Annotated in this window: 21 protein-coding genes; 7 read left to right on the top strand and 14 right to left on the bottom strand. The window is 44.1% G+C overall.

Annotated features, from left to right (window positions below; genetic code table 11):
* The first annotated feature begins 123 nt into the window (after positions 1-123).
* The 3 genes from DFP75_RS05755 (at position 124) to DFP75_RS05745 (ending at position 1,984) form a co-directional block, all read left to right on the top strand.
* Positions 124-987, top strand: a complete 864-nt coding sequence (locus DFP75_RS05755; RefSeq protein ID WP_110573191.1) for an isocitrate lyase/PEP mutase family protein — start codon at positions 124-126, stop codon at positions 985-987.
* 42 nt (positions 988-1,029) lie between these two features.
* Positions 1,030-1,464: a GNAT family N-acetyltransferase gene (locus tag DFP75_RS05750; protein WP_110573189.1), complete on the top strand. Its 435-nt coding sequence runs from the start codon at positions 1,030-1,032 to the stop codon at positions 1,462-1,464.
* Between the two features lie 280 nt (positions 1,465-1,744).
* Positions 1,745-1,984, top strand: coding sequence for a GlsB/YeaQ/YmgE family stress response membrane protein (locus DFP75_RS05745; protein WP_012070611.1), 240 nt, complete (start codon positions 1,745-1,747; stop codon positions 1,982-1,984).
* Between the two features lie 72 nt (positions 1,985-2,056).
* On the opposite strand, the gene dapA is transcribed toward DFP75_RS05745, so the two are convergent.
* From dapA to leuS, 7 genes are all read right to left on the bottom strand, one after another.
* Positions 2,057-2,929: a 4-hydroxy-tetrahydrodipicolinate synthase gene (gene dapA / locus DFP75_RS05740; protein WP_110573187.1), complete on the bottom strand. Its 873-nt coding sequence runs from the start codon at positions 2,927-2,929 to the stop codon at positions 2,057-2,059.
* A gap of 356 nt (positions 2,930-3,285) precedes the next feature.
* A complete protein-coding gene (locus DFP75_RS05735; protein WP_110573185.1) occupies positions 3,286-5,901 on the bottom strand; it encodes a cyclic nucleotide-binding domain-containing protein in 2,616 nt (871 codons plus the stop codon).
* A gap of 27 nt (positions 5,902-5,928) precedes the next feature.
* Positions 5,929-6,537: a flavin reductase family protein gene (locus DFP75_RS05730; protein WP_110573183.1), complete on the bottom strand. Its 609-nt coding sequence runs from the start codon at positions 6,535-6,537 to the stop codon at positions 5,929-5,931.
* 93 nt (positions 6,538-6,630) lie between these two features.
* Positions 6,631-7,287 carry a putative 2OG-Fe(II) oxygenase gene (locus tag DFP75_RS05725; protein ID WP_110573181.1) on the bottom strand — a complete coding sequence of 219 codons (657 nt, stop codon included), beginning with the start codon at positions 7,285-7,287 and terminating at the stop codon, positions 6,631-6,633.
* A gap of 46 nt (positions 7,288-7,333) precedes the next feature.
* Positions 7,334-8,365, bottom strand: a complete 1,032-nt coding sequence (gene holA, locus DFP75_RS05720) for a DNA polymerase III subunit delta (RefSeq protein ID WP_110573171.1) — start codon at positions 8,363-8,365, stop codon at positions 7,334-7,336.
* 8 nt (positions 8,366-8,373) lie between these two features.
* A complete protein-coding gene (locus tag DFP75_RS05715) occupies positions 8,374-8,889 on the bottom strand; it encodes an LPS-assembly lipoprotein LptE (protein WP_110573169.1) in 516 nt (171 codons plus the stop codon).
* A gap of 67 nt (positions 8,890-8,956) precedes the next feature.
* The gene (leuS, locus tag DFP75_RS05710; RefSeq protein ID WP_110573167.1) at positions 8,957-11,404 is read right to left on the bottom strand and encodes a leucine--tRNA ligase; all 2,448 of its coding nucleotides are present in this window, start codon (positions 11,402-11,404) and stop codon (positions 8,957-8,959) included.
* 175 nt (positions 11,405-11,579) lie between these two features.
* Between leuS and DFP75_RS05705 the strand changes: the two genes are divergently transcribed.
* A complete protein-coding gene (locus DFP75_RS05705; protein WP_110573165.1) occupies positions 11,580-12,026 on the top strand; it encodes a hypothetical protein in 447 nt (148 codons plus the stop codon).
* A gap of 86 nt (positions 12,027-12,112) precedes the next feature.
* On the opposite strand, the gene lnt is transcribed toward DFP75_RS05705, so the two are convergent.
* Genes lnt through miaB form a run of 5 tightly spaced genes read right to left on the bottom strand, consistent with a single transcriptional unit; the run spans position 12,113 to position 17,441 of the window.
* Positions 12,113-13,681: an apolipoprotein N-acyltransferase gene (gene lnt, locus DFP75_RS05700; protein WP_110573163.1), complete on the bottom strand. Its 1,569-nt coding sequence runs from the start codon at positions 13,679-13,681 to the stop codon at positions 12,113-12,115.
* Position 13,682: 1 nt separating this feature from the next.
* The gene (locus DFP75_RS05695) at positions 13,683-14,549 is read right to left on the bottom strand and encodes a CorC family transporter (RefSeq protein WP_110573161.1); all 867 of its coding nucleotides are present in this window, start codon (positions 14,547-14,549) and stop codon (positions 13,683-13,685) included.
* Positions 14,550-14,561: 12 nt separating this feature from the next.
* A complete protein-coding gene (gene ybeY, locus DFP75_RS05690) occupies positions 14,562-15,026 on the bottom strand; it encodes an rRNA maturation RNase YbeY (RefSeq protein ID WP_110573159.1) in 465 nt (154 codons plus the stop codon).
* On the bottom strand, positions 15,026-16,072 hold the full coding sequence (locus tag DFP75_RS05685) for a PhoH family protein (RefSeq protein ID WP_110573157.1): 1,047 nt from the start codon (positions 16,070-16,072) through the stop codon (positions 15,026-15,028). Before DFP75_RS05685 ends, ybeY begins: the two co-directional genes overlap by 1 nt.
* A gap of 13 nt (positions 16,073-16,085) precedes the next feature.
* Positions 16,086-17,441, bottom strand: a complete 1,356-nt coding sequence (gene miaB / locus DFP75_RS05680; protein ID WP_110573156.1) for a tRNA (N6-isopentenyl adenosine(37)-C2)-methylthiotransferase MiaB — start codon at positions 17,439-17,441, stop codon at positions 16,086-16,088.
* Between the two features lie 220 nt (positions 17,442-17,661).
* On the opposite strand from miaB, the gene DFP75_RS05675 reads away from it, so the two are divergent.
* Positions 17,662-18,324, top strand: coding sequence for a hypothetical protein (locus DFP75_RS05675; protein ID WP_245926991.1), 663 nt, complete (start codon positions 17,662-17,664; stop codon positions 18,322-18,324).
* A gap of 19 nt (positions 18,325-18,343) precedes the next feature.
* Here the strand turns inward: DFP75_RS05675 and DFP75_RS05670 are convergent, their stop codons facing one another.
* Both DFP75_RS05670 and DFP75_RS05665 read right to left on the bottom strand, forming a co-directional pair.
* Entirely contained in the window at positions 18,344-19,330 is a 987-nt protein-coding gene (locus DFP75_RS05670) for an OmpA family protein (RefSeq protein WP_181417002.1), read from the bottom strand.
* Positions 19,331-19,452: 122 nt separating this feature from the next.
* Positions 19,453-19,911, bottom strand: a complete 459-nt coding sequence (locus DFP75_RS05665) for an EVE domain-containing protein (protein ID WP_110574426.1) — start codon at positions 19,909-19,911, stop codon at positions 19,453-19,455.
* A 151-nt stretch (positions 19,912-20,062) separates the two neighbouring features.
* On the opposite strand from DFP75_RS05665, the gene DFP75_RS05660 reads away from it, so the two are divergent.
* Both DFP75_RS05660 and DFP75_RS05655 read left to right on the top strand, forming a co-directional pair.
* A complete protein-coding gene (locus tag DFP75_RS05660) occupies positions 20,063-21,160 on the top strand; it encodes an HD-GYP domain-containing protein (RefSeq protein ID WP_110573151.1) in 1,098 nt (365 codons plus the stop codon).
* 59 nt (positions 21,161-21,219) lie between these two features.
* Positions 21,220-22,137 carry a histone deacetylase family protein gene (locus DFP75_RS05655; protein WP_245926990.1) on the top strand — a complete coding sequence of 306 codons (918 nt, stop codon included), beginning with the start codon at positions 21,220-21,222 and terminating at the stop codon, positions 22,135-22,137.
* Positions 22,138-22,270 lie beyond the last annotated feature (133 nt).

Below are 22,270 nucleotides of genomic sequence, written 5' to 3'. Positions count from 1 at the left end.
AAATGCTCATTTATACCCTATAAAATCCGCTTTCCCGTTTATTTTTGCCTCGTTTTGGTTTCGCTTGTTACATCGTGAAAACATCTCAATATGAGATTTAGTGACTTTTTTAGGAGTATATTTATGGCAACACCTTCCCAGCATGATTTACGAAATGACTTTAGAGCATTATTAGCAAGCGGAAAGTGCTATTACACCGCTTCTACATTTGATCCTATGTCGGCTCGTATTGCTGCAGATCTTGGCTTTGAAGTTGGGATTTTAGGTGGTTCTGTTGCATCTTTGCAGGTATTAGCTGCACCAGATTTTGCTTTGATTACTTTAAGTGAATTTACAGAGCAAGCGACTCGAATTGGTCGTGTGGCGCGTTTGCCTATTATTGCGGATGCAGACCATGGTTACGGCAACGCATTAAATGTGATGCGCACTATTGTTGAGCTTGAGCGAGCTGGTGTTGCAGCATTAACGATAGAAGATACGTTGTTGCCTGCGAAGTATGGCCACAAATCGACAGATTTGATTCCTGTAGAAGAAGCTGTAGGTAAATTGAAAGCGGCTCTAGAAGCGCGTATTGATCCGATTATGAGCATTATTGCACGTACCAATGCGGGTCAGTTGACAACCGAAGAGACTATTTCCCGTGTTAAGGCTTACCAAGCGGTTGGTGTCGATGGTATTTGTATGGTTGGTATCCGTGACTTTGCTCATCTAGAAGAAATCAGCCAGCACATTTCAATTCCAATTATGTTGGTTGCGTACGATAATCCAGAATTGCGTGATCGTGAGCGTCTTGCTGCGAATGGTGTTCGAATTGTTGTTAATGGTCATGCTGCGTATTTTGCTGCGATTAAAGCGACTTACGATTGCTTGCGTGAGCAGCGCGGTATTGCTGAAGGCACTTTGAATGCTTCTGAATTGTCTACACGTTACTCTACTTTGGAAGAAAACCGTGTTTGGGCAAATAAGTATATGGACGTTCAGGAATAATTTAGAAACGTGCTCGTTGTGCATAATGTTAAGGCAAAGGAGATGTTTGTGCTGCGTGAAATGTTAATTTCCGATTATGACCAAGTGATGGCCTTGTGGGGCAACACCGAATCTATGAGTCTGCGTGGTGCCGATTCGCGAGACAATATCGCCTTATATTTAAAGAAAAACCCAGGACTTAGTTTTGTAGTAGAAAAGCAAGGTTTGGTGGTTGGTGCGGTGTTGGCTGGTACGGACGGCCGTCGGGGTTACCTGCAGCATTTGGCTGTCAGCGTTAGCTCTCGTGGAGAAGGGCTTGGAAAGCAATTGGTTAATACAGTCATTGCTGCCTTTGCGGAACAAGGGATTGCTAAAACCCATTTATTTGTTCATTCGGACAATAAGGCTGCCCAAGGTTTTTATGAATCTATGGGCTGGTTTCCAAGAGACGAAGTACGAATGTTCTCGTTTAATTCTTCCTCTGAGTTAAACGTATAAATTGTAAGACCGCAGAACTTAGTATATCGAGTGACTGTAAAAAAAGGGCCAATATTGTATTGGCCCTTTTTTTTTTGAGCATTTTATTATCTCGGTTAGGCTGGTGGCTGATCTGTGTCGCTTTCTTTATTTATTAAGAAAGTCTGACTCTTTCATGACAAAGGCACAGAAAAAAGAATAAACGGGTTAGTTGTAAAGGGGATTGGGTGAGTTTTGTAGGCGCTCAAATGAATAGGTGTTAGTCTAAAACGACACACTAAACAGGATAAGGATTATTTTTATGGAAATATTAGCTTTTTTGTTTATCGGTGCGTTAGCCGGTTGGTTAGCTGGTCAGTTAGTGAAAGGCGGCGGCTTTGGTTTGATCGGTAATATTGTTATTGGTGTTGTTGGTTCTTTTGTGGGCGGTTTTACCTTCCAGCTTCTTGGTTTGTATTCCGGTAGTTTTTTAGGGTCGCTCGTGACGGCAACAGTTGGCGCAATTATTCTGCTTTATGTTGTGCGGCTGGCTAAATCCTAACGTTAAGTGTTATTTAAACAAGCCCGTATCACTGATACGGGCTTTTTTATGCAGGTATTTTCAAATCCAATTTTAGATAAGCTCTAGCTCTTCCATAATTTTGCGAATGGTGGCTTTTGTGCTGTCTTGAAGAGTGACCATGGGTAATCGACACTCTTCTGTGCATAGCCCAAGTAATGACATTGCGTATTTTGGTCCAGCCGGATTTGGTTCGATAAACAAAGCGCTGTGCAAAGCAAATAGCTTGTCTTGCAATTGTGCAGCTTCTACATAATTGCCTTCACGACATAGGCGCTGCAATTCAACAACCTGTTTTGGTGCGACGTTAGAAGTAACAGAAATGCAGCCATTACCACCGCCGACGTTATAGGCCACCGTGGTAACATCGTCACCGCTTAAAAAGCTAAATGGTTTATTGATCAGCGCTCGCTCGCGAATAGGGCGCGTTAGATCGCCAGTGGCGTCTTTTACACCGATGATTCTTGGTAATTCCGCAAGGCGAGATAGTGTTGCCACCTCTAAACCAACAACAGCGCGTGGTGGGATGTTGTAAAGAATGATAGGGAGTTTGCTATTGTCGTGTACGTATTTGAAGTGTTCGTACAAACCAGTTTGATTCGGACGGTTGTAGTAACCAGCAACATGTAATGTGGCATCTGCACCAGCTTGGTAAGCAAATTCAGAATAGTTTACCGCTTCAACAGGATTGTTAGAACCTGCACCAGCAAGTACTGGAACCGCTTTATTGGTTTCTTGAACGGTGATCTCAATGACGCGTTTGTGTTCATGTTCACTCAGGGTAGGCGATTCACCCGTTGTGCCAACTGGAACCAAGCCGTTAATGCCTTGATCTATTTGCCAGCGAACAATTTTGCGCAGGGCTTCTTCATCCAGCTGACCATTTCGAAAGGGAGTGATTAATGCTGTTATTGCACCGTAGAACATACTGTTGCCTTCTTGTTAGGCCGGTATGCATTCTGCTGAGAAAAGCGTTAAACCGTCAGCGAGAATGCTGCCGGTGAGTTGTTTAAAATCTTACATCCACACGTCAGCGCCGCAGAGCTTCTTAGCCTTACGTTTATCGCCGTTGCGTTTATTTAAGATCTGGTTATTCATAAAGTAATAAGTCTTTATTCTGCTAGATAATTTGTGCTTCTATGCTGGCCTTTTTTTAAATAAAGGTCAATACAGGTAAGCATTTTTTCGTGCCATTCTGATGTTGTGAAATGCGCCAGTGACTGTATTCTGGCGTGGACTGAAATCCCCAGCATATTAACCAATGCTGGGGATTTCACTTCTCGCTACTTTTGAAAGATAAAACTTTCGTTTTGAAGCAGTTGATTGGTCCACAGTTGGTAGGCTTTTTCATTGAGGTGAAGCCTGTCACCTTCAAAAAGTGTGTCTTTTATCTCCCCGTTTTTGTCCAGTAATGCCGAGAATAAGTCTAAGTATTGAGTATTTGGTCGTGTTTTAGCCAAGCGTGCTAACTGCTGGTTGGCTTTCTCTATGGTGTCACGCATTTTCATGCGAGCAGGGCTGCACTTGATGCTGATTAAGGTCACCGGAATGCCAGGCAAGTGTCGGTCAATTTTTTGCAACAGTTCGATATAGAGTTCAACCACTTTGTTGCTGTCATAATGATTTCCTATGTCATTATCGCCAGCGTAGATCACCATAGAGCGTGGGTTGTGTGGCAGAATAATGCGCTCAAAGTAGTACACACACGCCTCTAGTGTTGCACCGCCAAACCCTAAATTAATTCCGCCTTTGTCACGGAAATTATTCGCAAAATCGGTCCACAAACGCATAGTGGAAGAACCGTAAAAAGCAACAGGTCGGTCTTTGTAAACTTGATAAGCTAAATGAAATTCAAGTTCGCGAACATCAGATTCAAATTCAACATCGATCTGATTTAGGCTCATGACATTGGAGCGGTAGCCATTTTTCCCGCTAAAAATAGGGTATTGTCGAATCTCTCTTGATAGTTCGACAGCTTCTTCAACGTAGCCTTTGTATTCTTCTTGGTAAGATAGCAAAAACGTATTTAACGCTTTTTTATCTGTGTAATCGACTCTGCTTGAAAGTTTAAACGCTGGCTTGATGATGACAGTATAGAGGTTGTGATCAGCTCGTTTATCAAAGTTCGCTACAACAATCGGCACTATCCAAGGTTCGTCGCTGCCCATGGATCCAGCTAACTCAAAAGCATGAGGTAAAAAACTACCTGGTGATTGATGGGTGCCGAAGCTTTGTCCCTCTGGTGAAATCATCAATGGGAAATTTTGTCGTAATGTTTCTTGTGACTGCTTAATAAAAGCATCGTGTTCGGGTGTGTCTTTAGCTAGATCTTCCCAGCTATTAATAAACACATTACCAAATCGACTGTAAAAATCATCACGCCAGAATTCACTTTCCTTGCTGCGGCGAACCACTCTCTGCCCAGAAACACCATATTCATTATCAATGACCATGGCGCTAATAAATTGCGCATCCATAGAGAATCGAAAACCGTTAGGTAGGCGGTTGGTTGGGGATCCTAGCAAGTGATTGTAGATAAACAGTGAGCCGGCTTTTTTAGGTAGATTTTCTAAGCCTTTGATCACATAGGGTACTTGCTGGAAAGCTTGTTTAAACAGCTCTGTTCCTAGTCGTCGAGCATCAAGCGCAGGCGTGTCTTTCGGCAAGCTATTAATGGTGTCATAGACGTTTTGTAGGTGGCGATAAAAGGCATTCTCTCGCTGTAGATCTTTTAAAATGTCCAGACACATACCAGAAATGGTGCGCTCCAATACGCGGCCAAAATGCAAGCATTTGTAGAGTACGCCAAATGCTTCATCTGTTGTGACCGCGCTTTTGAGAAGCTCGCTGACTTTATAAAGTGGAGAGCTAACCGGTAACAAGGCTGCATTTTGCTCAATCACGTTACTCACCGCGAGCACTTCGTCGTTGGCTATCTGAGATAAGTAACGCATTCTGGCGGCCAGTAGATGTGCGCCAATTAACCAGATTAGGCGGTATAAGTATTTTACTGAGAATTTTGGATTGTCTTCGAATATGGCCAGTAAATCATCTCGCGCGATAAATAGAACGCTGCTGTCTCGAGATGAAATAATGGACGCTCGGTTTTTCATTGCGGCATCTTGGGTTGCCCAAGCAAGCACGGTTCCAGGGCGTGAAATGGTGCGAGTGGTAATGATGTCACCGGCTTCAGTTTGGTAACTGACTACGACTTTGCCTTTTATAAGGAGGTATAAACCGTCTGCGGGTTGGTCTTGCTGACTGAGTATGTCGCCTTGATGAGCCAATAAAATAGAGGACTTTTTGGCGAGAGCATGTATCTCAGCTTGAGTGAATGTTTCACAAAATGGTGCGTAATTCAGCAAGCTAATCGCATCTTTTAGTGCGTGAACTTGTGTTTCGGAATCGATCAATGGGCGTGTTTCTTCAAACGCCAGTGTTTCATTAGAAAAGAATGGTCGGGTTTGGTTTTGAACATTGGTTAGAACAGGTAACGATTCTTGGTAAACGAACTGCAAAAAACGAGAGGCAAATACTAGGTTTGCATCGAGTATTTTTTGTAGTTCCACCAGAGGCCACATGATGAGTTTGGTGGATTTTGTGGCGGTAAAGGTGGTGGCGTAGCGTGAAGGGTGACGGAAAGCAGACCAACCTATTGGCGAAAGAAGATTGTTTATAACGCCTACGTTGTAGGATTTGCCAGTATCTTGCAATGGAACTGAAATGGAAACTTCACCCTCCAATAAGAAATAGATGTGCTGACCTATTTCAAATTGCTTGGCTAACACTTCGCCTGCTTTCAGTGATTTTATGCTGGCTAGATCTGTGAGAGATGCCATTAATTCACTGTCAACATCAGCCATAAAGGGGAAAGTTTTTATGTGTTTTTTTACGTCCATATTTGTTTACCTCAAATCTGTGATGCCCTAATTAGGACGTTTCATCGTCACTGTTTTGCCTACAAGGGCATAATCATCGCCACCGAGTCGAGCGAGAGGGTTGAGCTTTTGGTTATCTACCATAATCCTAGAAGACTCTTGAGTGACAAGGTCTTCATCAATATACATATCCAGTATTTCAAGAAAAACAGCCGTAAACGAAGCGTTTTCGATTGAGTGTACATCGTACAATTTACAGTGCATGGCGACTTTTGCCTCGCTAATTCGAGGTAGCGTTGCAGCGAATTCGGCTAACGTTATGCCTGAAGCGGGTATTTCGGATTCACCATAAGCTAAGGTCGCCGAGCTTTCGTTCACTGCATTCATTACTTCTTCACTCGGAATATGCAAGACACATTCCTTTTCTCGAAGTAGGTTGTTTTTTGTATCTTTGGCGACGTTTGCTGATTTGTTTCCTATGGAAACCATCACAATGGCAGGGTCCGATGACACGGGGGCAAAATAGGAAAAGGGTGCAAGGTTGTAACTTGCACTCTCATTTTTGGTTAAAATCCACGCAATAGGGCGTGGAGTAATAGTTTGAGTGATCAAATGGTAGCGCTGATTTGCACTGAGTTGATCAAACTGGACACGCATAGACTTCCCCGTACTAATAAAACATGCCTTGTTAAATTACTACAAATACCGATCTATTGTGAATGTTTGAGTGGAAACTAATTAAAATTCTTTTTAATACGCTTCTATTATGCAGTTAAAGGCAATGACTACTCGGTCTTTATCGCCAAAGTAAGGTAAAGCTGAATGTTTTAAGTAGGATGGAAAGATAATCACTTGTCCATCGGTTGGGGTGAAGTCCCACACTCCATGACCGCCTAAATAGGCTGTGCCCGGATCGGCGTAATGTTCTGCGTTCACTCTAGGGTCATAAAAGCGATTTAGTCCGCCATTGCCTTCGATGTTAGCGTCCCCTGGCTCTAAATAGTAAATGCCACACCAGGAGCAATTTGGGTGTGAGTGAGCATCATGGTAACCGCCTTTCTGGGTGACATGGTACCAAGACTCAATGATATGAGCATCGGCTTCCATGTCTTCTGGCCAGAAGGCTTGGTTAACCGATGCTGCAATTTCTAATACCAATTCTTCTAATGCACGCTTAGCTTCCATAACGTTCGCGTCCGCCAGATCCAAAAAATCCAATGTGCTTTCGTGCAGAGCATGTTTCGCTTTCGGGGCTATTTGGCTTTCTATCGCTGTTGTTTGCGTCGCTTTTTGTTGGTAAACCGCTGTCAGTAATGCTTCTTTTAAAAAGTCATGGTCTGGCATTTGAGTAACAAATAACGGTGTTGTCCAAGTGTTAATTTCTTCAATGATTGACGCGTCCGTCATGTTTTATACCTACATAAGAAGATGAGCTGGGTGTTGGTTGTTAGCGCTATGCTGGGATGTCTAATTCCGTTACGACGGGTTTGAAGCCGCAAAACATCATGACTAGATTACGAAAGCCTGTTGCGTTATCGGGTCCTTCAAGGCCTTTGATACTTTTGTCCATTAGCGCAAGATAGTTTTGTATGTAAGGTAGGGTCACTTTATTGTGACGTGACATCGCGCTTTCGTAGAAAGGGACGCGTTTGTCCCATATTTTTTCGCTTTGGCAGGCTTGTCTAAAGCTTGAAGACTGCATCGACTGGAGTAAATTCGCCAATGTTTGAGTTTCACGGTTAAAGAGCCAGAGAATAATGCTGGGTTCTACGCCTTCGCCAAGCAATTGATTGAGGCAGTGCATGGCTTCTTTGGTTTTGCCCATTAGGATGCGATCGCTTAGATCGTAAATAGAATAGCGACTGCTGTCTGCCACCGATTCTATGATTTTCTCTGCGTCAATCTGAGCGCCCTGACCATGAAGTAAGGCCAGTTTTTCAAGCTCTTGGGAAAGGGCTAGAAGGTTTCCCTCACCGCGCTCGCAGATGATGCTGGCAGCTTCACGACTTAGAGAAAGATTCAGTGATTGTGCTCTTTGTTGAACCCAAGCGGGTAGCCTGTTTGCGTCTATAGGCCAGACTTGGACAAACGCGCCTTGGGATTCCAATTGCGTGAACCATTTGGCTTTTTGGGTGCGCGCATCGATTTTAGGCAGCGTGAGTAAAATCGTGTTGTCTTCGCTCAGTGATTGGCCTAATTGAGCTAAGGCTTTGCTGTGCTTTTCCCCCATCTTGTCTATTTGAATATCAAACAGTCGACGGGAGGAGAAGAGCGACAAACTTTGGTTTTCATTGATGACTTCTTGCCAATCAAACTGAGCGTCGGCAACAAATCGTAAGCGTTCATCAATTTGGTGTTTTTGAGCGGCTTTACGAATGCTGTCCGCCGCTTCTTGGCAGAGCAAAACATCGTCCCCAGAAATAATATAAAGGGGAGCGAAGTTTTTTTTCAGCTGCTGTTCTAGTTGATCCGCACGGACTTTCATTCTATTTCCTAAAGAGGAGCGTAATTTAAGTCGTAAACGAGTTGATCGGCTAGATCTTCACTCATGCTTTGCATTTGGCTTTGGTTATAGGAGAGTTTCGCGCTTTCTTCTGCGTCTTGATTGGTCAATGTTCTGGTTGTGCTGATGGTTCTTGGTCCATAGACCGCTTTACCATTGGCCTGACGAATAAAGTAGTGGCTGGTCAGACGGCGCTGAACTTGTGATACATCATTGGAAGCGTTGCGTGCCAATTCGGTATCGCTTGAGCTGATGGCATTCACTTTTAAGTTGTATGTTGCTTTTGTCGCATCGGCTTCATTGATGATAGTGACGCCAGCACTTGCTAAAGCAATACGCAATGAGCGGTCAAAATCTTCAGAGCCGCTGTCGGACGTTAAGGTTATTACTTTCAGTTGATCTGGAAGATCCACTTGTCCGCGTAAATGGAAACCACAGGCGACGAGACTCATAGAGAATAGAGCCAATATAAGTAGGCGATTTGTTTTGGAAAGTGCGGCTATCATATTCGTGATTCCTGTCTGGTGGGTAAGGAAAAAAGGGATGGCCGAGCCATCCCTTAGAATGCCTTAATTAGTTGGCAACGATGTTCACCAAGCGGCCTGGAACGACAATAACTTTACGGACAGTTTTGCCTTCAAGGTATTTGGCAACACTTGGGTTTGCCAATGCTTCTGCTTCGATCGTTTTGTTGTCAGCGCTTGCTGACACAGTTAGCTCGGCACGCTTCTTACCAAGTACTTGAACAACAATGGTAAGCTCGTCTTTTACCAAAGCAGCTTCGTCTAGGGCTGGCCAAGGTGTATTTACGACGTTGTCGCTGTGACCAAGTTCAGACCATAGCTGATGAGCGATGTGAGGCACGATAGGAGACAACAACAGTGTTGCAGCTTCTAGCGCTTCTTGAGCCACGGCAAGACCTAATTCAGATGTGTCTTCGAACTTGCTGATTTCGTTGCAAAGTTCCATGACAGCGGCAATGGCAGTATTGAACGTTTGACGGCGTTCGATATCGTCCGATACTTTCTGAATGGTTTCATGCGTTTTACGACGCAAGGCTTTTTGTGCGCCATTCAGTTCTGCAATGTTCAATGCACCCACTTTGCCTGCGTTTGTGTGACGGTAACACAGCGCCCATAGACGGCGTAGGAAGCGTGAAGCGCCATCAACACCGGCATCGTTCCATTCAAGTGATTGCTCTGGTGGTGCGCTGAACATCATGAACAAACGAACAGTATCCGCACCGTATTTCTCGATCATTTCTTGAGGATCAACGGTGTTGCCTTTGGATTTAGACATCTTAGTGCCGTCTTTGTTTACCATCCCTTGCGTCAATAGACGTTTGAATGGCTCATCAGAGTTCACAAGACCCGCGTCACGTAGCAATTTATGGAAGAAGCGAGAGTACAATAAGTGAAGAATCGCATGTTCTACACCACCAACGTATTGGTCAACTGGAAGCCAGTAGTTTGCTTCTTCGGTTAGCATGGCATCGGTAGCTTCTGGGCAGCAGTAGCGAGCAAAATACCAAGACGATTCCATGAAGGTATCGAAGGTGTCTGTTTCGCGTTCTGCTTCTTCACCATTGAACATGATGGAAGAGAAGTCCGGATTGTTTTTGATTGGTGAGTTCACACCATCCATGATCACGTCTGTTGGCAATTCAACAGGCAGTTGATCTGCTGGAACAGGGACAACAGAACCGTCTTTCAGGTTGATGGTTGGGATTGGTGTTCCCCAATAACGTTGACGGCTAACACCCCAGTCACGTAGGCGATAGTTTACTTTCACTTCGCCTAATTCGTGTTTTACCATCCAAGCTGAAATGGCATCGAAAGCGGCTTTGAAATCCAAACCATCGAACTCACCCGAGTTGCAAAGTACACCTTTCTCAGTGAAAGCGGATTTTTCTAAATCAACCACTTCTTCACCAGCAGGCTGGATAACTTGTTTGATGGCTAGGCCGTATTTTTTCGCGAATTCAAAATCACGTTGATCGTGTGCTGGAACGGACATAACGGCGCCAGAACCGTAATCCATCAAGACGAAATTGGCTGCGTAAACAGGAACCGCTTCACCAGTGATTGGGTGAATGGCTTTGAAGCCTGTGTCCATGCCTTTTTTATCAACGGTTGCTAGATCCGCTTCCGTAGTCGACATCAGTTTACTTTCAGCAATGAAATTAGCTAGATCAGCATTATTTTCAGCGGCTTCCAAAGACAGTGGGTGTTGAGTTGCCACGGCAACATAAGTGACACCCATGATGGTGTCTGGTCGTGTTGTGTAAACAGACAGACGCTCGTCTTTGCCTTCTACTGCAAAGCTAAACTCTAGGCCTTCTGAGCGACCGATCCAGTTGCGTTGCATGGCTTTTACTTTTTCTGGCCAGCCATCAAGTTGATCAAGGTCGTTTAGCAATTCTTCAGCGTAATCAGTGATGCGGATAAACCACTGAGAAATTTCTTTTTTCTCTACCGTGGTGCCACAGCGCCAGCAGCATCCTTCTTCTACTTGTTCATTGGCCAATACGGTTTGGTCTTCTGGACACCAGTTAACGGCAGCGGTTTTTTTGTAAGCCAAGCCTTTTTCAACAAGCTGAGTGAAGAACCATTGTTCCCATTTGTAGTATTCAGGCGTGCAAGTAGCGATTTCACGGTCCCAGTCATAGCCAAAACCTAGCTCTTTAAGCTGGCCTTTCATGTAGGCGATGTTTTCAGTGGTCCATTTTGCTGGTGCAGTTTTGTGTTTGATGGCAGCGTTTTCAGCAGGAAGACCGAAAGCATCCCAACCCATTGGCTGAAGGACGTTTTTGCCTTGCATGCGCTGATAGCGAGAAATTACATCGCCAATGGTGTAGTTACGAACGTGGCCCATGTGCAGGCGGCCACTTGGGTAAGGAAACATCGAAAGACAGTAAAACTTCTCTTTGCTGGAGTCAGCGACGGCTTTGAAGACTTTATTTTCGTCCCAAAAAGATTGAGCAGCTTGTTCGATTTGCTGCGGATTATATTGTTCTTGCATGATGTATTCTTATCCCGTGATCGACGAAAGGTTGGTAGACCTGTATTCTCTTAATGAAAAGAGGCCATTATAGCGGCATAGCTCAAGATAATGATGCAAAAGCCAACAGAGTCTGAAAATATCCGCTATTTTATAGAGATGGAGCCCTAATTAGAAGGTGCATAGAGGAGGAGTTATGAATTCTATGAAAAAAGATTCACCAAAAGAGACTCACGATTCCAGTTTGGTCGAGGAAGCACGCAAAACATTGGCCGGAGCAAAGGATTGGTTCTTAGAAGATGTGGCCTTAATGACGGCCTATTGGCATGACAAAATGGGTTATACCGAAGCGTGGGTCGACGCCAATTGGCATTATGTTCTTGATGAAGGGCATGAGCTAGTTGAGGAGTTTGACGAGAAAGAAGATGCTGCTTTGTTGTGGTTGATTAATCATGTCAATAACAACCCAGTGCCGCTTGAGGAATGTCATGTGGTGGGGACCGAGGTCGAGCCGGGCAATTACCGTTGCATGTCATGTGGCCATGAAAATGTGGTGGAAACTAAGCAAACATTAATGCCCTGCGAAATCTGTCATTATGGCTTAATGTCTACGCACGAAGAGCTAACCAATAAAGCATCATAAGAGTCACGTTTTATTGGGATACTCAATAGAGTAAACCACAGCGATGCTTGATATTTGCCTCGCTGTGGTTTTCATCGGGTGTATACCTAGTTTTTACGGCGCAGAATTAGACCGTAAAGATAAGAGAAGATGAAGCCAAATCCGAGTAACCAGAACGTAGGCCAATAGCCCCATTGAACATAAGGCGTGATGCCGCTGAAGGCTTTTGCTTCAGCCGTTAATGTGGCCTTTTCAAACTGAGGGGCCTGAGCAATCACTTCGCCTTTCTCATTGATGAATGCCGTAACGCCAGTGTTGGTTGCACGGATCACATAACGACCTGTTTCCTTGGCTCTAAATTGCGCTATTTGTAAGTGCTGCCAAGGGCCAATAGAAGTGCCAAACCAACCATCATTACTGATAGTGATCAGGAAGTCACTGTCTCTTACCATCCGTCTTACTTGTTCTGCGTAGACAATTTCGTAGCAAATGAAGGGTGCGACTCCCCATTCACCGACTTGCAAAACCGGCTGGTTATCATCCCCTGACTTAAAATTCGACATGGGCATGCCAAAAACATCTAGGATGGGGCCTATGTATTCAGCAAATGGAATGTATTCCCCAAAAGGAACCAACCTTTGTTTGTAATAGAGCCCAAAGCCGTTTCCTGTTGCCCAGATGGCATTGAAGTAGTCGCGTTTATTTTCGCTAACATCGGGAATGCCTGTTATTAGGGTTGTGTTATTTTCAGCGAGCTCTTTTGCAAAAGGTTTAAAGTGATCTTTGATTCTTGGGTAGGTGAAGGTGATGGCTGTTTCAGGCCAAACAACAAGGTCACTGTCTAAATGGTTAAGTGTTTCTTGTTGGTAATAAGCTAAGGATCTGACGGCTGTCTCTCCAAGCCATTTTACATCCTGCTTTACATTGCCTTGTACTAAAGTTGTTTTCAGCGTGCCCGTCTGTTGTACCCATGAAATAGGGAAGTATTGCAAATACGCAGAACTCAGCCAAATAACCAATACACTGATAAAAGGTATCAGCTGATTGGTTTTTTTCAGCATTATGCAGGCGATAACGCTGGCGGTAAGTATAACGCAGGCACTGGTTAGCCAGATGCCACCAATGGGCAGCAGTTCGAATAACCATGTATTTTCTATGGCGTAGCCTGGCAGCAACCAAGGAAAGCCAGTAAAAAGGGTGCTGCGTAAATATTCTCCCACTAATAAGCTTAGGGTAATCCAAAGGCTGGCAGGAATCTGTGTAAAGCGTTGGCTCAGTCGCCATGCTAGCCATGCGGAAAATGACCAAAAAGCACAGAGAACACAGATAAATAAGAAGGTAATGAGGGCAGCGATAATAATGCCAACTTGGCCATATTCAGCGATGCTGACATATACCCAAGATACACCTGCGCCAAAGAAACCTAATCCAACGGATGAGCCTCGCCAAAACGCAGACTTTGCCGTCGTGCTGGTCATGACCAGAATGCTAAAGACGATAAGAGTAACGAAATAGCTAGGCCAAATATAAAAAGGCGAGAAGCTGGTTGCGCCAATCGCGCCAGCAATAATACCGATAAGGGCAAGTAAAATAGGAGAACGTTTGGAGAGGTTAGACACAAAACGAGGAACCCACCCCGCTTGTGTTGTTTTCAAGTCAGGGTGAGATTCAGTCATATCAATCTAATGTATTAGCCGTTGATTTGGATACTTGGATCGTTTTGATTCTACGTCCATCGGATTTTACGATTTTAAAGTGGAAATCACTAAAAAACAGTTCTTCGTCACGCAATGGAACGTGACCGAATTGTTGCACCAGAATCCCGCCGATAGTATCGAATTCTTCTTCGTTAAGTTCTACTTTAAAGAACTCATTGAAGTCTTCCACGGTACATAAAGCTGGAACAAGGTAAACACCAGGCTCTGTTGTGACCTGAATACCTTCATCATCAAGCTTGTCAGTTTCGTCTTCAATTTCACCGACAATTTGTTCTAGCACGTCTTCAATGGTAACCAAGCCTGACACACTGCCATATTCATCTAGAACCAATGCCATGTGGTAGCGTTTGGTTCGAAAATCATTCAGAAGAACGTTTAGACGCTTACTTTCGGGAATAAAGTTGGCAGGACGTAAACGGGCCAGTATGTCTTCTATGGTGATATCACCGTCTTTGAACAACAAAGGCAGTAAGTCTTTGGCTAAGAGCACGCCAAGAATTTCATCCGAATCTTCACCAACAACAGGGAAACGTGAATGGGAAGAATCGATAACTTTACGGAGTGATGTTTTTGGGTCGTCTTCGGACTTTATTACCACCATTTGCGAAGGCGGAATCATAATGTCCCGTGCTTGAACCTCAGACACTTCCAGTGCGCCTTCAACAATGGTGAAAGCATCACGATCGATAATGTCGGATTTCACGGCGGCTTCTAGAAGTTTAACAATATCACCACGGCTTCGTGGTTCATCATTGAAGGCTTGCGCTAAACGCTCAAACCAGGATTTATGTTGATCGTTGGATAAACTCGATCGGTCGTCACTCATTGGGGTGTTAACTCACTCTTTAATCAAATAAGGGTCGGAAATGGATAGAGAGGCAAGAAGCTCTGTTTCTATCAATTCCATTTCATCTGCTTCGTCATCATTTATATGATCATAGCCGCATAAATGCAAGATGCCATGAATGGTCATATGAGCCCAATGATGAAACAATTCTTTATTTTGTTCTTGGGCTTCTTTCGTCACGACTTGAGCACAGATAACTAAATCGCCTAATAAAGGGAGTTCTAAGCCAGGTGGAGACTCGAATGGAAACGATAGCACATTCGTCGGCTTGTCCTTGCCACGGTACTCTTTATTGAGCGCGTGGCTTTCTTCTTCGTCGACAATGCGAATAGTGACTTCGAACTCTTCATCAGAATTTTCAAGGGCTTTTTCAACCCAAACTCGAAAGTCAGCTTCACTTGGAATATTCGCGGTTTCTTTTGTTGCGATTTGTAGATCAAGTTCTAACGTCGCCATTATTTTGTGCTCGCTGATTGTTCGGATTGCGCAGCTAAACGAGCTTCAGTACGAGCTTTCTTTTCTTCTTCAACTTCGATGTCGAACTTATCATAGGCTTCAACAATACGCTGAACCAATGGGTGACGGACAACGTCAGAAGAACTGAAATGCGTCATACTGATGCCATTGACGTCGCTTAATACATGCATGGCTTGCGCTAAACCAGAGCTTGTACCACGAGGTAAATCGACCTGAGTGGTGTCGCCTGTGATTACCGCCGTTGAGCCAAAGCCGATGCGTGTTAGAAACATCTTCATTTGCTCTTTTGTCGTGTTTTGGCTCTCATCTAGAATGATAAAAGCGTTATTCAACGTACGACCACGCATGAAGGCAAGAGGGGCGATCTCAATGACATTTTTCTCAATCAATTTATCGACCAACTCGAACCCAAGCATTTCATACAAAGCATCGTAAAGAGGGCGCAGATAAGGATCGATTTTTTGTGATAAATCACCCGGCAAAAAGCCAAGCTTCTCGCCAGCTTCAACCGCAGGTCGTACCAACATAATTCGCTCAACGCGATCAGCCTCTAATGCTTCAACAGCACACGCAACGGCTAGGTAAGTTTTACCTGTACCCGCTGGCCCGATACCAAAGTTGATGTCGTGTTTGCGAATTTGCTTTACGTAGCCTTGTTGGTTTTTGCCTTTAGGCTTAATAAATGCCTTGCGCGTCTTGATCACCAACTGATCACCTTTGCCTCTTTTGCTGCTGGATAGCGATTCGATCGCTGACTCTTGCAGATAAAGGTGGATCGTTTCAGGAGTGATACTGGTATTCGCCAATGCTTCGCGATAAAGATTTTCTAGTAGCGTTTTCGTTGCTGCTACATGTTCAGAGTCTTCACCGGAAATGTCGAATAGTTCGCCACGATATTTAATAGATACATCAAGTCTTTTTTCAATTAACTTGATGTTCTCGTCGAGTTGACCGCATAGCCCAGCCAAAGCGTCGGCTGCGGCAGGTGCTAAACGGATTTGTTGAGTTGTCTGTGTGGTTTCCAAGATTTACCTTTGATTATTGAAGTACAAAGTCAGAGTCGAGCTCGGAACTTACCAATTCACCCAATAGGGAGTTTGGATAAGCATCTGTAATAACGACATCTGCGAATTTACCGATTAATTGAGGGTCGAACGCACGGAAGTTTACGATCCGATTGTTTTCTGTTCGACCTTGAAGTTGCCCTGGGTCACGTGGTGAATAACCACTGACTAAAATGCGCTGAACTTCACCAACCATAGACAAACTGATGTCGTAGGCTTGTTGACTAATACGGCGTTGTAAAATTGCAAGGCGTTCTTTTTTAACGTCTTCCGGCGTATCGTCTTCCAAATTAGAAGCTGGCGTACCAGGTCTTTGACTGTATACAAAACTGAATGAGTGATCAAAGCCGATTTCTTGAATAAGATTCATAGTATCGACAAAATCTTCGTCTGTTTCACCAGGGAAGCCAATGATAAAGTCAGAAGACAAGCTAATGCCTGGGCGTGCTTCTTTAATGCGGTTGATCTTATCAATGTAATATTGACGGTCGTGACCGCGCTTCATCGCACTAAGAATGTTGTCGGCACCACTTTGTACAGGCAAATGCAAATGACTGACCAGCTTAGGCTCGTTACGGAAAGCTTCGATCAAGCTATCGGTGAACTCAACTGGGTGTGATGTTGTGAAGCGAATGCGTTCAACGCCATCTATTTGTGCAACAGCATGAATGATGTCAGCAAGATCAGCTTCATCACCTTCAGCGGTTTCACCACGGTAAGCGTTAACGTTTTGCCCTAATAGGTGAATTTCTCGAACACCTTGCTCAGCCAGCTGCACAACTTCTTTGATAATGCTGTCAAATGGGCGGCTGACTTCTTCGCCACGAGTGTACGGCACAACACAGAATGTACAGTATTTGCTACAGCCTTCCATAATAGAAACAAAGGCTTCTGCACCTTCAACGCGAGGGGCAGGCAAGTGATCGAATTTCTCGATCTCTGGGAAAGTAACATCGGTTATTGGGATGTGTTTTCCGGCCGCGTTCACCATATCAGGTAATTTGTGTAGCGTCTGAGGCCCAAAAATCATATCGACATGTTTGGCACGCTTGCGAATTGCATCGCCTTCTTGGCTTGCTACGCAACCACCCACACCAATAACAAGGTTCGGGTTCTTTTGCTTAAGCTTTTTCCAGCGGCCTAACTGATGATAGACCTTGTCTTGAGCTTTTTCGCGTATAGAACAAGTGTTTAGCAGCAAAACATCGGCTTCGTCTGCGTTATCTGTGAGTTCCATTTCATGGCTTTCGCCAAGTAAATCTGCCATACGAGATGAATCGTATTCGTTCATTTGACAGCCATGAGTCTGGATAAAAAGTTTTTTTGCCATGTAACGTATTAACCTAAAAATGAGTTCGTCTAATCGACTTTGGGGCTATTATATTGGGCTTTGCTTCCGAATCCCAGAGGTGTTCTGAATTCCCTTCATTTTATGTGAAAATAGTCACATTTTTTGCTACTGGAGCTTTTGTCTAAGACCAGTCACAATAACCCTATAATTTATATTTTTGCGCGGACATGTTTTGACTATATTTTCTCGGATTTTTGTCTTGTCAGTCGTTCTAGGCACGAGTGCTGCTTACGCTGAAGAGAAACGCCCTAATTTTGTTTTCGGCTTAGGGTATGGGCTTTTAAGTGAGAAGTCTCTTATGAATATTGACTTTAAAGTGAATATTCCTATCAACGACTACCTTTCTACTCAGGTTCTACTAAACAGTAATTATTTAATTACAGGTTCATCGTCGGACAGCTTTGCGCAATCAGAGCTTTCGTCTAACTGGTTTCTTCGAAATGATTATGGTCGTTTGGGGCTGGGGCTTGGTGTGTCTGAATTAGAACCCATGGACGAAGAGTTAAAGAGTGAGCGTGACGTTATTGGGCAGTTTATTGGGGAGCTGTTTTTGGGGGACTTTGGATTGACCGCAAATTACATCTCTGCGGATACAACCTTGAGCAATGTGACGAGTTCTCGAATCGGTGCCAGCTACTATTTTAATGACGATCTGCGAGCCTCTGTATTCAGGGAAAACTACAGTATTGATGAAGAAGGCTGGCGTATTGAGGCTTACTATCAGCCTAAAAAATATAATCAGATGGGCAGTGTCGGGATTATCGCTAGAACGAGTGATAATTATGATTATGTTGGTGCTGTCGTACAGTATTACTTTGATCACGCTGTATCCTTAAAACAACGTGAACGTGAATTTCATTAGGCCGTTTAAGCTGGCAAATTTATTCTTTCTCCAGCTGATCGACACTCCAAATAGTCCATTTTGGTATCGCAACTTCTTGTGCCGCTTTAAACCTTTTCATTATGCTTATCTCGGCACGTCTATTCATGATTCTTCCTTCCGGTGTCTGGTTTGATGCGATAGGGAAGTCTTGTCCGTAGCCTATGGTCTTAATTCTGTCTGGGGCGATGGGGGAGAATGAGTTAATTATGTCAGCCACCATATTGGCTCGTTCTAATGATAGCGCTCGATTGTAAGCCTTGCTTCCGGTGTTGTCCGTGTAACCTTCTATAATGACAAGCGTGTCAGGGTGATCCCGTAAGAGTCTATTGATGGCCTCTAGCGTGGATCTATACTCTGCTTTTATGTTGTATCTATTTCTGCCAAACGCAATGGTTACTTGATTTGATAAGTGCAGTGACTGACTTACTGTCTGGTTTAAAGCATCTGGGGCGAGGAAAGGAATGACGATTTCTCCGCTGACTCTTCTGTTCAGCAGCCTTCCTTGTTCTGTGTCGTTTGATGCAATAGGGCGTTCTTGCCCATAGCCAAATGTTTTGATGCGATTTTTATTAATGCCAAAGTTAGAGATTAGGGCGCTAGAAACCGCAATAGCGCGTTGCTTGGAAAGTAACAGGTTGATCCTTGATGGCCCTGTGTTGTCGGTATGGCCTTCTATTAACAGCTTGGTTCTTGGCTGTAATTGTAAGAATAAAGCGAGATTGTCCAGCTCACCGTAGGCATCTTGTTTTAGTTTGTAGCTGGCGGTGTCAAATTGAACATCAAAGTTAAAATTATAATATTCCAGTTTTGTGAATGGGCAGCCAGTATTATCAACAGCGATGCCTGCTGGCGTATTGGCGCATAAGTCCCTGGCATCAATAACACCGTCTTGGTCGGAATCTTTTAGCGACTCCACAAGGCTAGTTGGGTACAACGTCTGACTAATAGATAAAGTGCTATATAAGGCAGACAATACAATAGCCATCCAGGCTACTCTGCTGACACTCATTATTAAATACTCAGTCTAAGGATTTCGCCTTTAGGAGTGCCCTAAAGGCGTATTATAATTTTTTCTTATAACTAAAAATCTACAATGACAAGTGAGGTTTATTTCTTTGCTATTAGGTTGATGTACTCCCATTCATCCGCTGTAATTGGCATCACCGATAGCCGATTTCCCTTCTTGGTTAATAACATATCGGCCAGCTCTGGGTGTAGCTTTAATTCTGCTAACGTTAATATGGCAGGCCATTTCTCTGTAAACTCTACATCGACCATAAACCATCTGGGCTTTTCTGGCGTGGATTTTGGATCGTAATAGGCGCTGCTTGGATCCCAGCTAGTGTGGTCTGGGTAAGCTTCTTTGCTAACGGTTGCTACGCCGACAATGCCCGCAGGAGTGCAGCTTGAATGATAGAAAAAGACAAGGTCGCCTTCTTTCATGGTCTGCATAAAGTTTCTGGCTTGGTAGTTTCTGACCCCGTCCCATGGGGAGCGTTGCATTTTTTTTAGGTCATCAATAGAAAATGCATCTGGTTCTGACTTCATGAGCCAATAATTTGGCATACGCACCTCAGTTTCACAATGAAACATTCTATATGTTCACGCTTACAAATATTCTATCTACAATTAGAAGAGTTATAGGGTGAGACTACCGAATGACTTGATAGGCCTCAATGCTTTTTTAAGTTACATCCCCCGAAGATGGAAGAACAAAATGAGTCACTTTGCTTGTAAGGCGTTTTCAGCATTAGAAAAAGAGCTCAAGGATGATTTGCTAGAGTGTTATGTTGAAGCTCAGCAAGAAATTGAAGAGATTATTAACAGTATTGAAACTGACGGCTTTTCCTTTGATAAGCTGGATAAACTCTTTCGTTCGCTCCACAGCATGAAGGGAAATTGCTCAGTCTGCTTCTTAGACCCTTTGGTGGGTGTGCTTCATAAACTGGAAGAAATAGTGGATGGCATGCGCGGAGGCTACATTCAGTATCATCATAGTTTAGGTGAGCTGATTATGGTCGTGATCGAAAAAGTGTACGACTTGTTAAAGCAAATCTACCAATCCCATGTTGCTGAAAATGCGCTTCGTGATGTGCTTCAGCATGGCCTGGATGCCATCTATGCAGAAGAAGATGATACGAAACGCCCTGAAATGGCGGCTGATTTACTGCGACGATGCAATCAAGTCGTAGAAGAAAAAGCCGCACCAGAACCCGCTTCGGTTATCATCAAGGTGGAATTCACCCCAGAGCAACAAGCGGATATTGACCTCTTTATTGGCTTTAGTCAGAAACTAAATCGGCTTTTAGGTTATTCATCAGAACGCAGTGAGCGCATTTTAAAGCTGTCTCAGTTGATCAATGCTGAATGTGTTAACTCGGTTGATCCTGCTCAACTTAGTGCTGCCGCCTACATGCATAATATGGGGATGGCGCCTATTTTAAGTTGCAAAAATGATGAGGTGCGAAAGCAGCAAGCTGAACAAAATCATCCACTTGTGGGTGCTCAACTGCTGGCGAAGCATGAAGGTTGGGAAGACGCGGTTGCAATGGTTAAAGCGCATAAGGAGCGTTTTGACGGCTCTGGTATGCCGGAAGGTTTGGTGGGTTCTCTTATTCCGCAAGGTGCTTTTATTTTAGCGATGGCGGTTATGTTTATTGATACTGTCTGGGGCAAGTCGGGCAGTGAATACAGAAAAAGTGCGATTAAAGCCGTGCAAATGGTGAATTTCGAAAGTGGTAAAGGCTTTCCGCCGCAACTTATTGAGTCGTTCAATGCGGCTATGCGGAAAGTTTTGGTCGCAAAAAGCCGGTAGAGCTTGTTAGCATAGTGCCCATCTTATTCACTTGTATTTAGTTATCCATGGACGTCACTTTGCTTCCCCTTGTATTTCACCCTCATTACAGTATTCCGTTTCCTGCAGGGCACCGTTTTCCAATGCGTAAGTTTGGTTTGTTGGCGGAAGTCTTGGAGGATTTAGGGATTCTGACCGAGGCGAATCAATACACGCCATCGCCTTTGTCTCTTAACGTCTTGATGGCTGCTCACACCAAAGACTATGTGCAGCGCTTTATTCGTGGCGAGCTTAGTAAGCAGGAGGAAAAAGAAATTGGCCTGCCTTGGTCTGAATGGCTGGTGGAAAGAACGTTGCGAGCGGTATCAGGTACGATTCTTACCAGTGAATTGGCACTTCAACACGGTTTAGCTTGCCATCTTGCGGGCGGCACGCACCATGCGCATCCGTCTCATGGCTCGGGTTTTTGTATATTTAATGATTTGGCTGTCGCCGCGCTGGCGATGATTGAATCAGGTAAGGCAAAGAAGATTCTCATTTTAGATTGCGACGTTCATCAAGGGGATGGCACTGTTGCCTTCTTTAAAGACAGAAGCGACATAGTCCCAGTGTCTTGGCATTGTGAAGAAAACTACCCGCAGATAAAACAGACATCCGGCGTCAATATTGCGATACCCAAAGGCGCAAATGATCAAGAGTACTTGTCTATTATAAAAGCCACGTTGCCATCATTATTGGCAGAGTATCAACCTGACTTTGTTTTTTATGACGCTGGTGTGGATGTTCACAAAGACGATAGGCTTGGTCATGTAAATTTAACAGATGAAGGCATTTTTGAACGAGATACATACATTATAAATACCTGCGTATCGCAACAGCTTCCTGTCGCTTGCGTCATTGGTGGCGGGTATGACAGAAATGAAGAAAAGGTTGCCAAGCGCCATAGCTTACTTCACCAAGCCGCGAATCAGATCTGGAATGATTCATTGCGCGAATAACGTCCGTTTGAGCAATATTTAGCCCCACTATAAGAGTGTTTTTTAACCTATCTAAAATCGACATTTCCGCTCTGTCGTAAATTGTCATTCGCTAGACGCTTCCAAGCATTAGATCGTAAATCTTTCTCTCTAT

The organism is Marinomonas alcarazii (assembly GCF_003208215.1).
GTDB classification, from domain to species: Bacteria; Pseudomonadota; Gammaproteobacteria; order Pseudomonadales; family Marinomonadaceae; genus Marinomonas; species Marinomonas alcarazii.
The sequence above is the reverse complement of the archived record's forward strand: the minus strand, read 5'-3'. Positions and strand labels throughout refer to the sequence as shown.

What these genes read in the sequence shown, in the direction of transcription:
- DFP75_RS05755 (WP_110573191.1), top strand. Translation starts at nt 124, where the DNA reads ATGGCAACACCTTCCCAGCATGATTTACGAAATGACTTTAGAGCATTA.
- DFP75_RS05750 (WP_110573189.1), top strand. Translation starts at nt 1,030, where the DNA reads ATGTTTGTGCTGCGTGAAATGTTAATTTCCGATTATGACCAAGTGATG.
- DFP75_RS05745 (WP_012070611.1), top strand. Translation starts at nt 1,745, where the DNA reads ATGGAAATATTAGCTTTTTTGTTTATCGGTGCGTTAGCCGGTTGGTTA.
- dapA (WP_110573187.1), bottom strand. Translation starts at nt 2,929, where the DNA reads ATGTTCTACGGTGCAATAACAGCATTAATCACTCCCTTTCGAAATGGT.
- DFP75_RS05735 (WP_110573185.1), bottom strand. Translation starts at nt 5,901, where the DNA reads ATGGACGTAAAAAAACACATAAAAACTTTCCCCTTTATGGCTGATGTT.
- DFP75_RS05730 (WP_110573183.1), bottom strand. Translation starts at nt 6,537, where the DNA reads ATGCGTGTCCAGTTTGATCAACTCAGTGCAAATCAGCGCTACCATTTG.
- DFP75_RS05725 (WP_110573181.1), bottom strand. Translation starts at nt 7,287, where the DNA reads ATGACGGACGCGTCAATCATTGAAGAAATTAACACTTGGACAACACCG.
- holA (WP_110573171.1), bottom strand. Translation starts at nt 8,365, where the DNA reads ATGAAAGTCCGTGCGGATCAACTAGAACAGCAGCTGAAAAAAAACTTC.
- DFP75_RS05715 (WP_110573169.1), bottom strand. Translation starts at nt 8,889, where the DNA reads ATGATAGCCGCACTTTCCAAAACAAATCGCCTACTTATATTGGCTCTA.
- leuS (WP_110573167.1), bottom strand. Translation starts at nt 11,404, where the DNA reads ATGCAAGAACAATATAATCCGCAGCAAATCGAACAAGCTGCTCAATCT.
- DFP75_RS05705 (WP_110573165.1), top strand. Translation starts at nt 11,580, where the DNA reads ATGAATTCTATGAAAAAAGATTCACCAAAAGAGACTCACGATTCCAGT.
- lnt (WP_110573163.1), bottom strand. Translation starts at nt 13,681, where the DNA reads ATGACTGAATCTCACCCTGACTTGAAAACAACACAAGCGGGGTGGGTT.
- DFP75_RS05695 (WP_110573161.1), bottom strand. Translation starts at nt 14,549, where the DNA reads ATGAGTGACGACCGATCGAGTTTATCCAACGATCAACATAAATCCTGG.
- ybeY (WP_110573159.1), bottom strand. Translation starts at nt 15,026, where the DNA reads ATGGCGACGTTAGAACTTGATCTACAAATCGCAACAAAAGAAACCGCG.
- miaB (WP_110573156.1), bottom strand. Translation starts at nt 17,441, where the DNA reads ATGGCAAAAAAACTTTTTATCCAGACTCATGGCTGTCAAATGAACGAA.
- DFP75_RS05670 (WP_181417002.1), bottom strand. Translation starts at nt 19,330, where the DNA reads ATGGCTATTGTATTGTCTGCCTTATATAGCACTTTATCTATTAGTCAG.
- DFP75_RS05665 (WP_110574426.1), bottom strand. Translation starts at nt 19,911, where the DNA reads ATGCCAAATTATTGGCTCATGAAGTCAGAACCAGATGCATTTTCTATT.
- DFP75_RS05660 (WP_110573151.1), top strand. Translation starts at nt 20,063, where the DNA reads ATGAGTCACTTTGCTTGTAAGGCGTTTTCAGCATTAGAAAAAGAGCTC.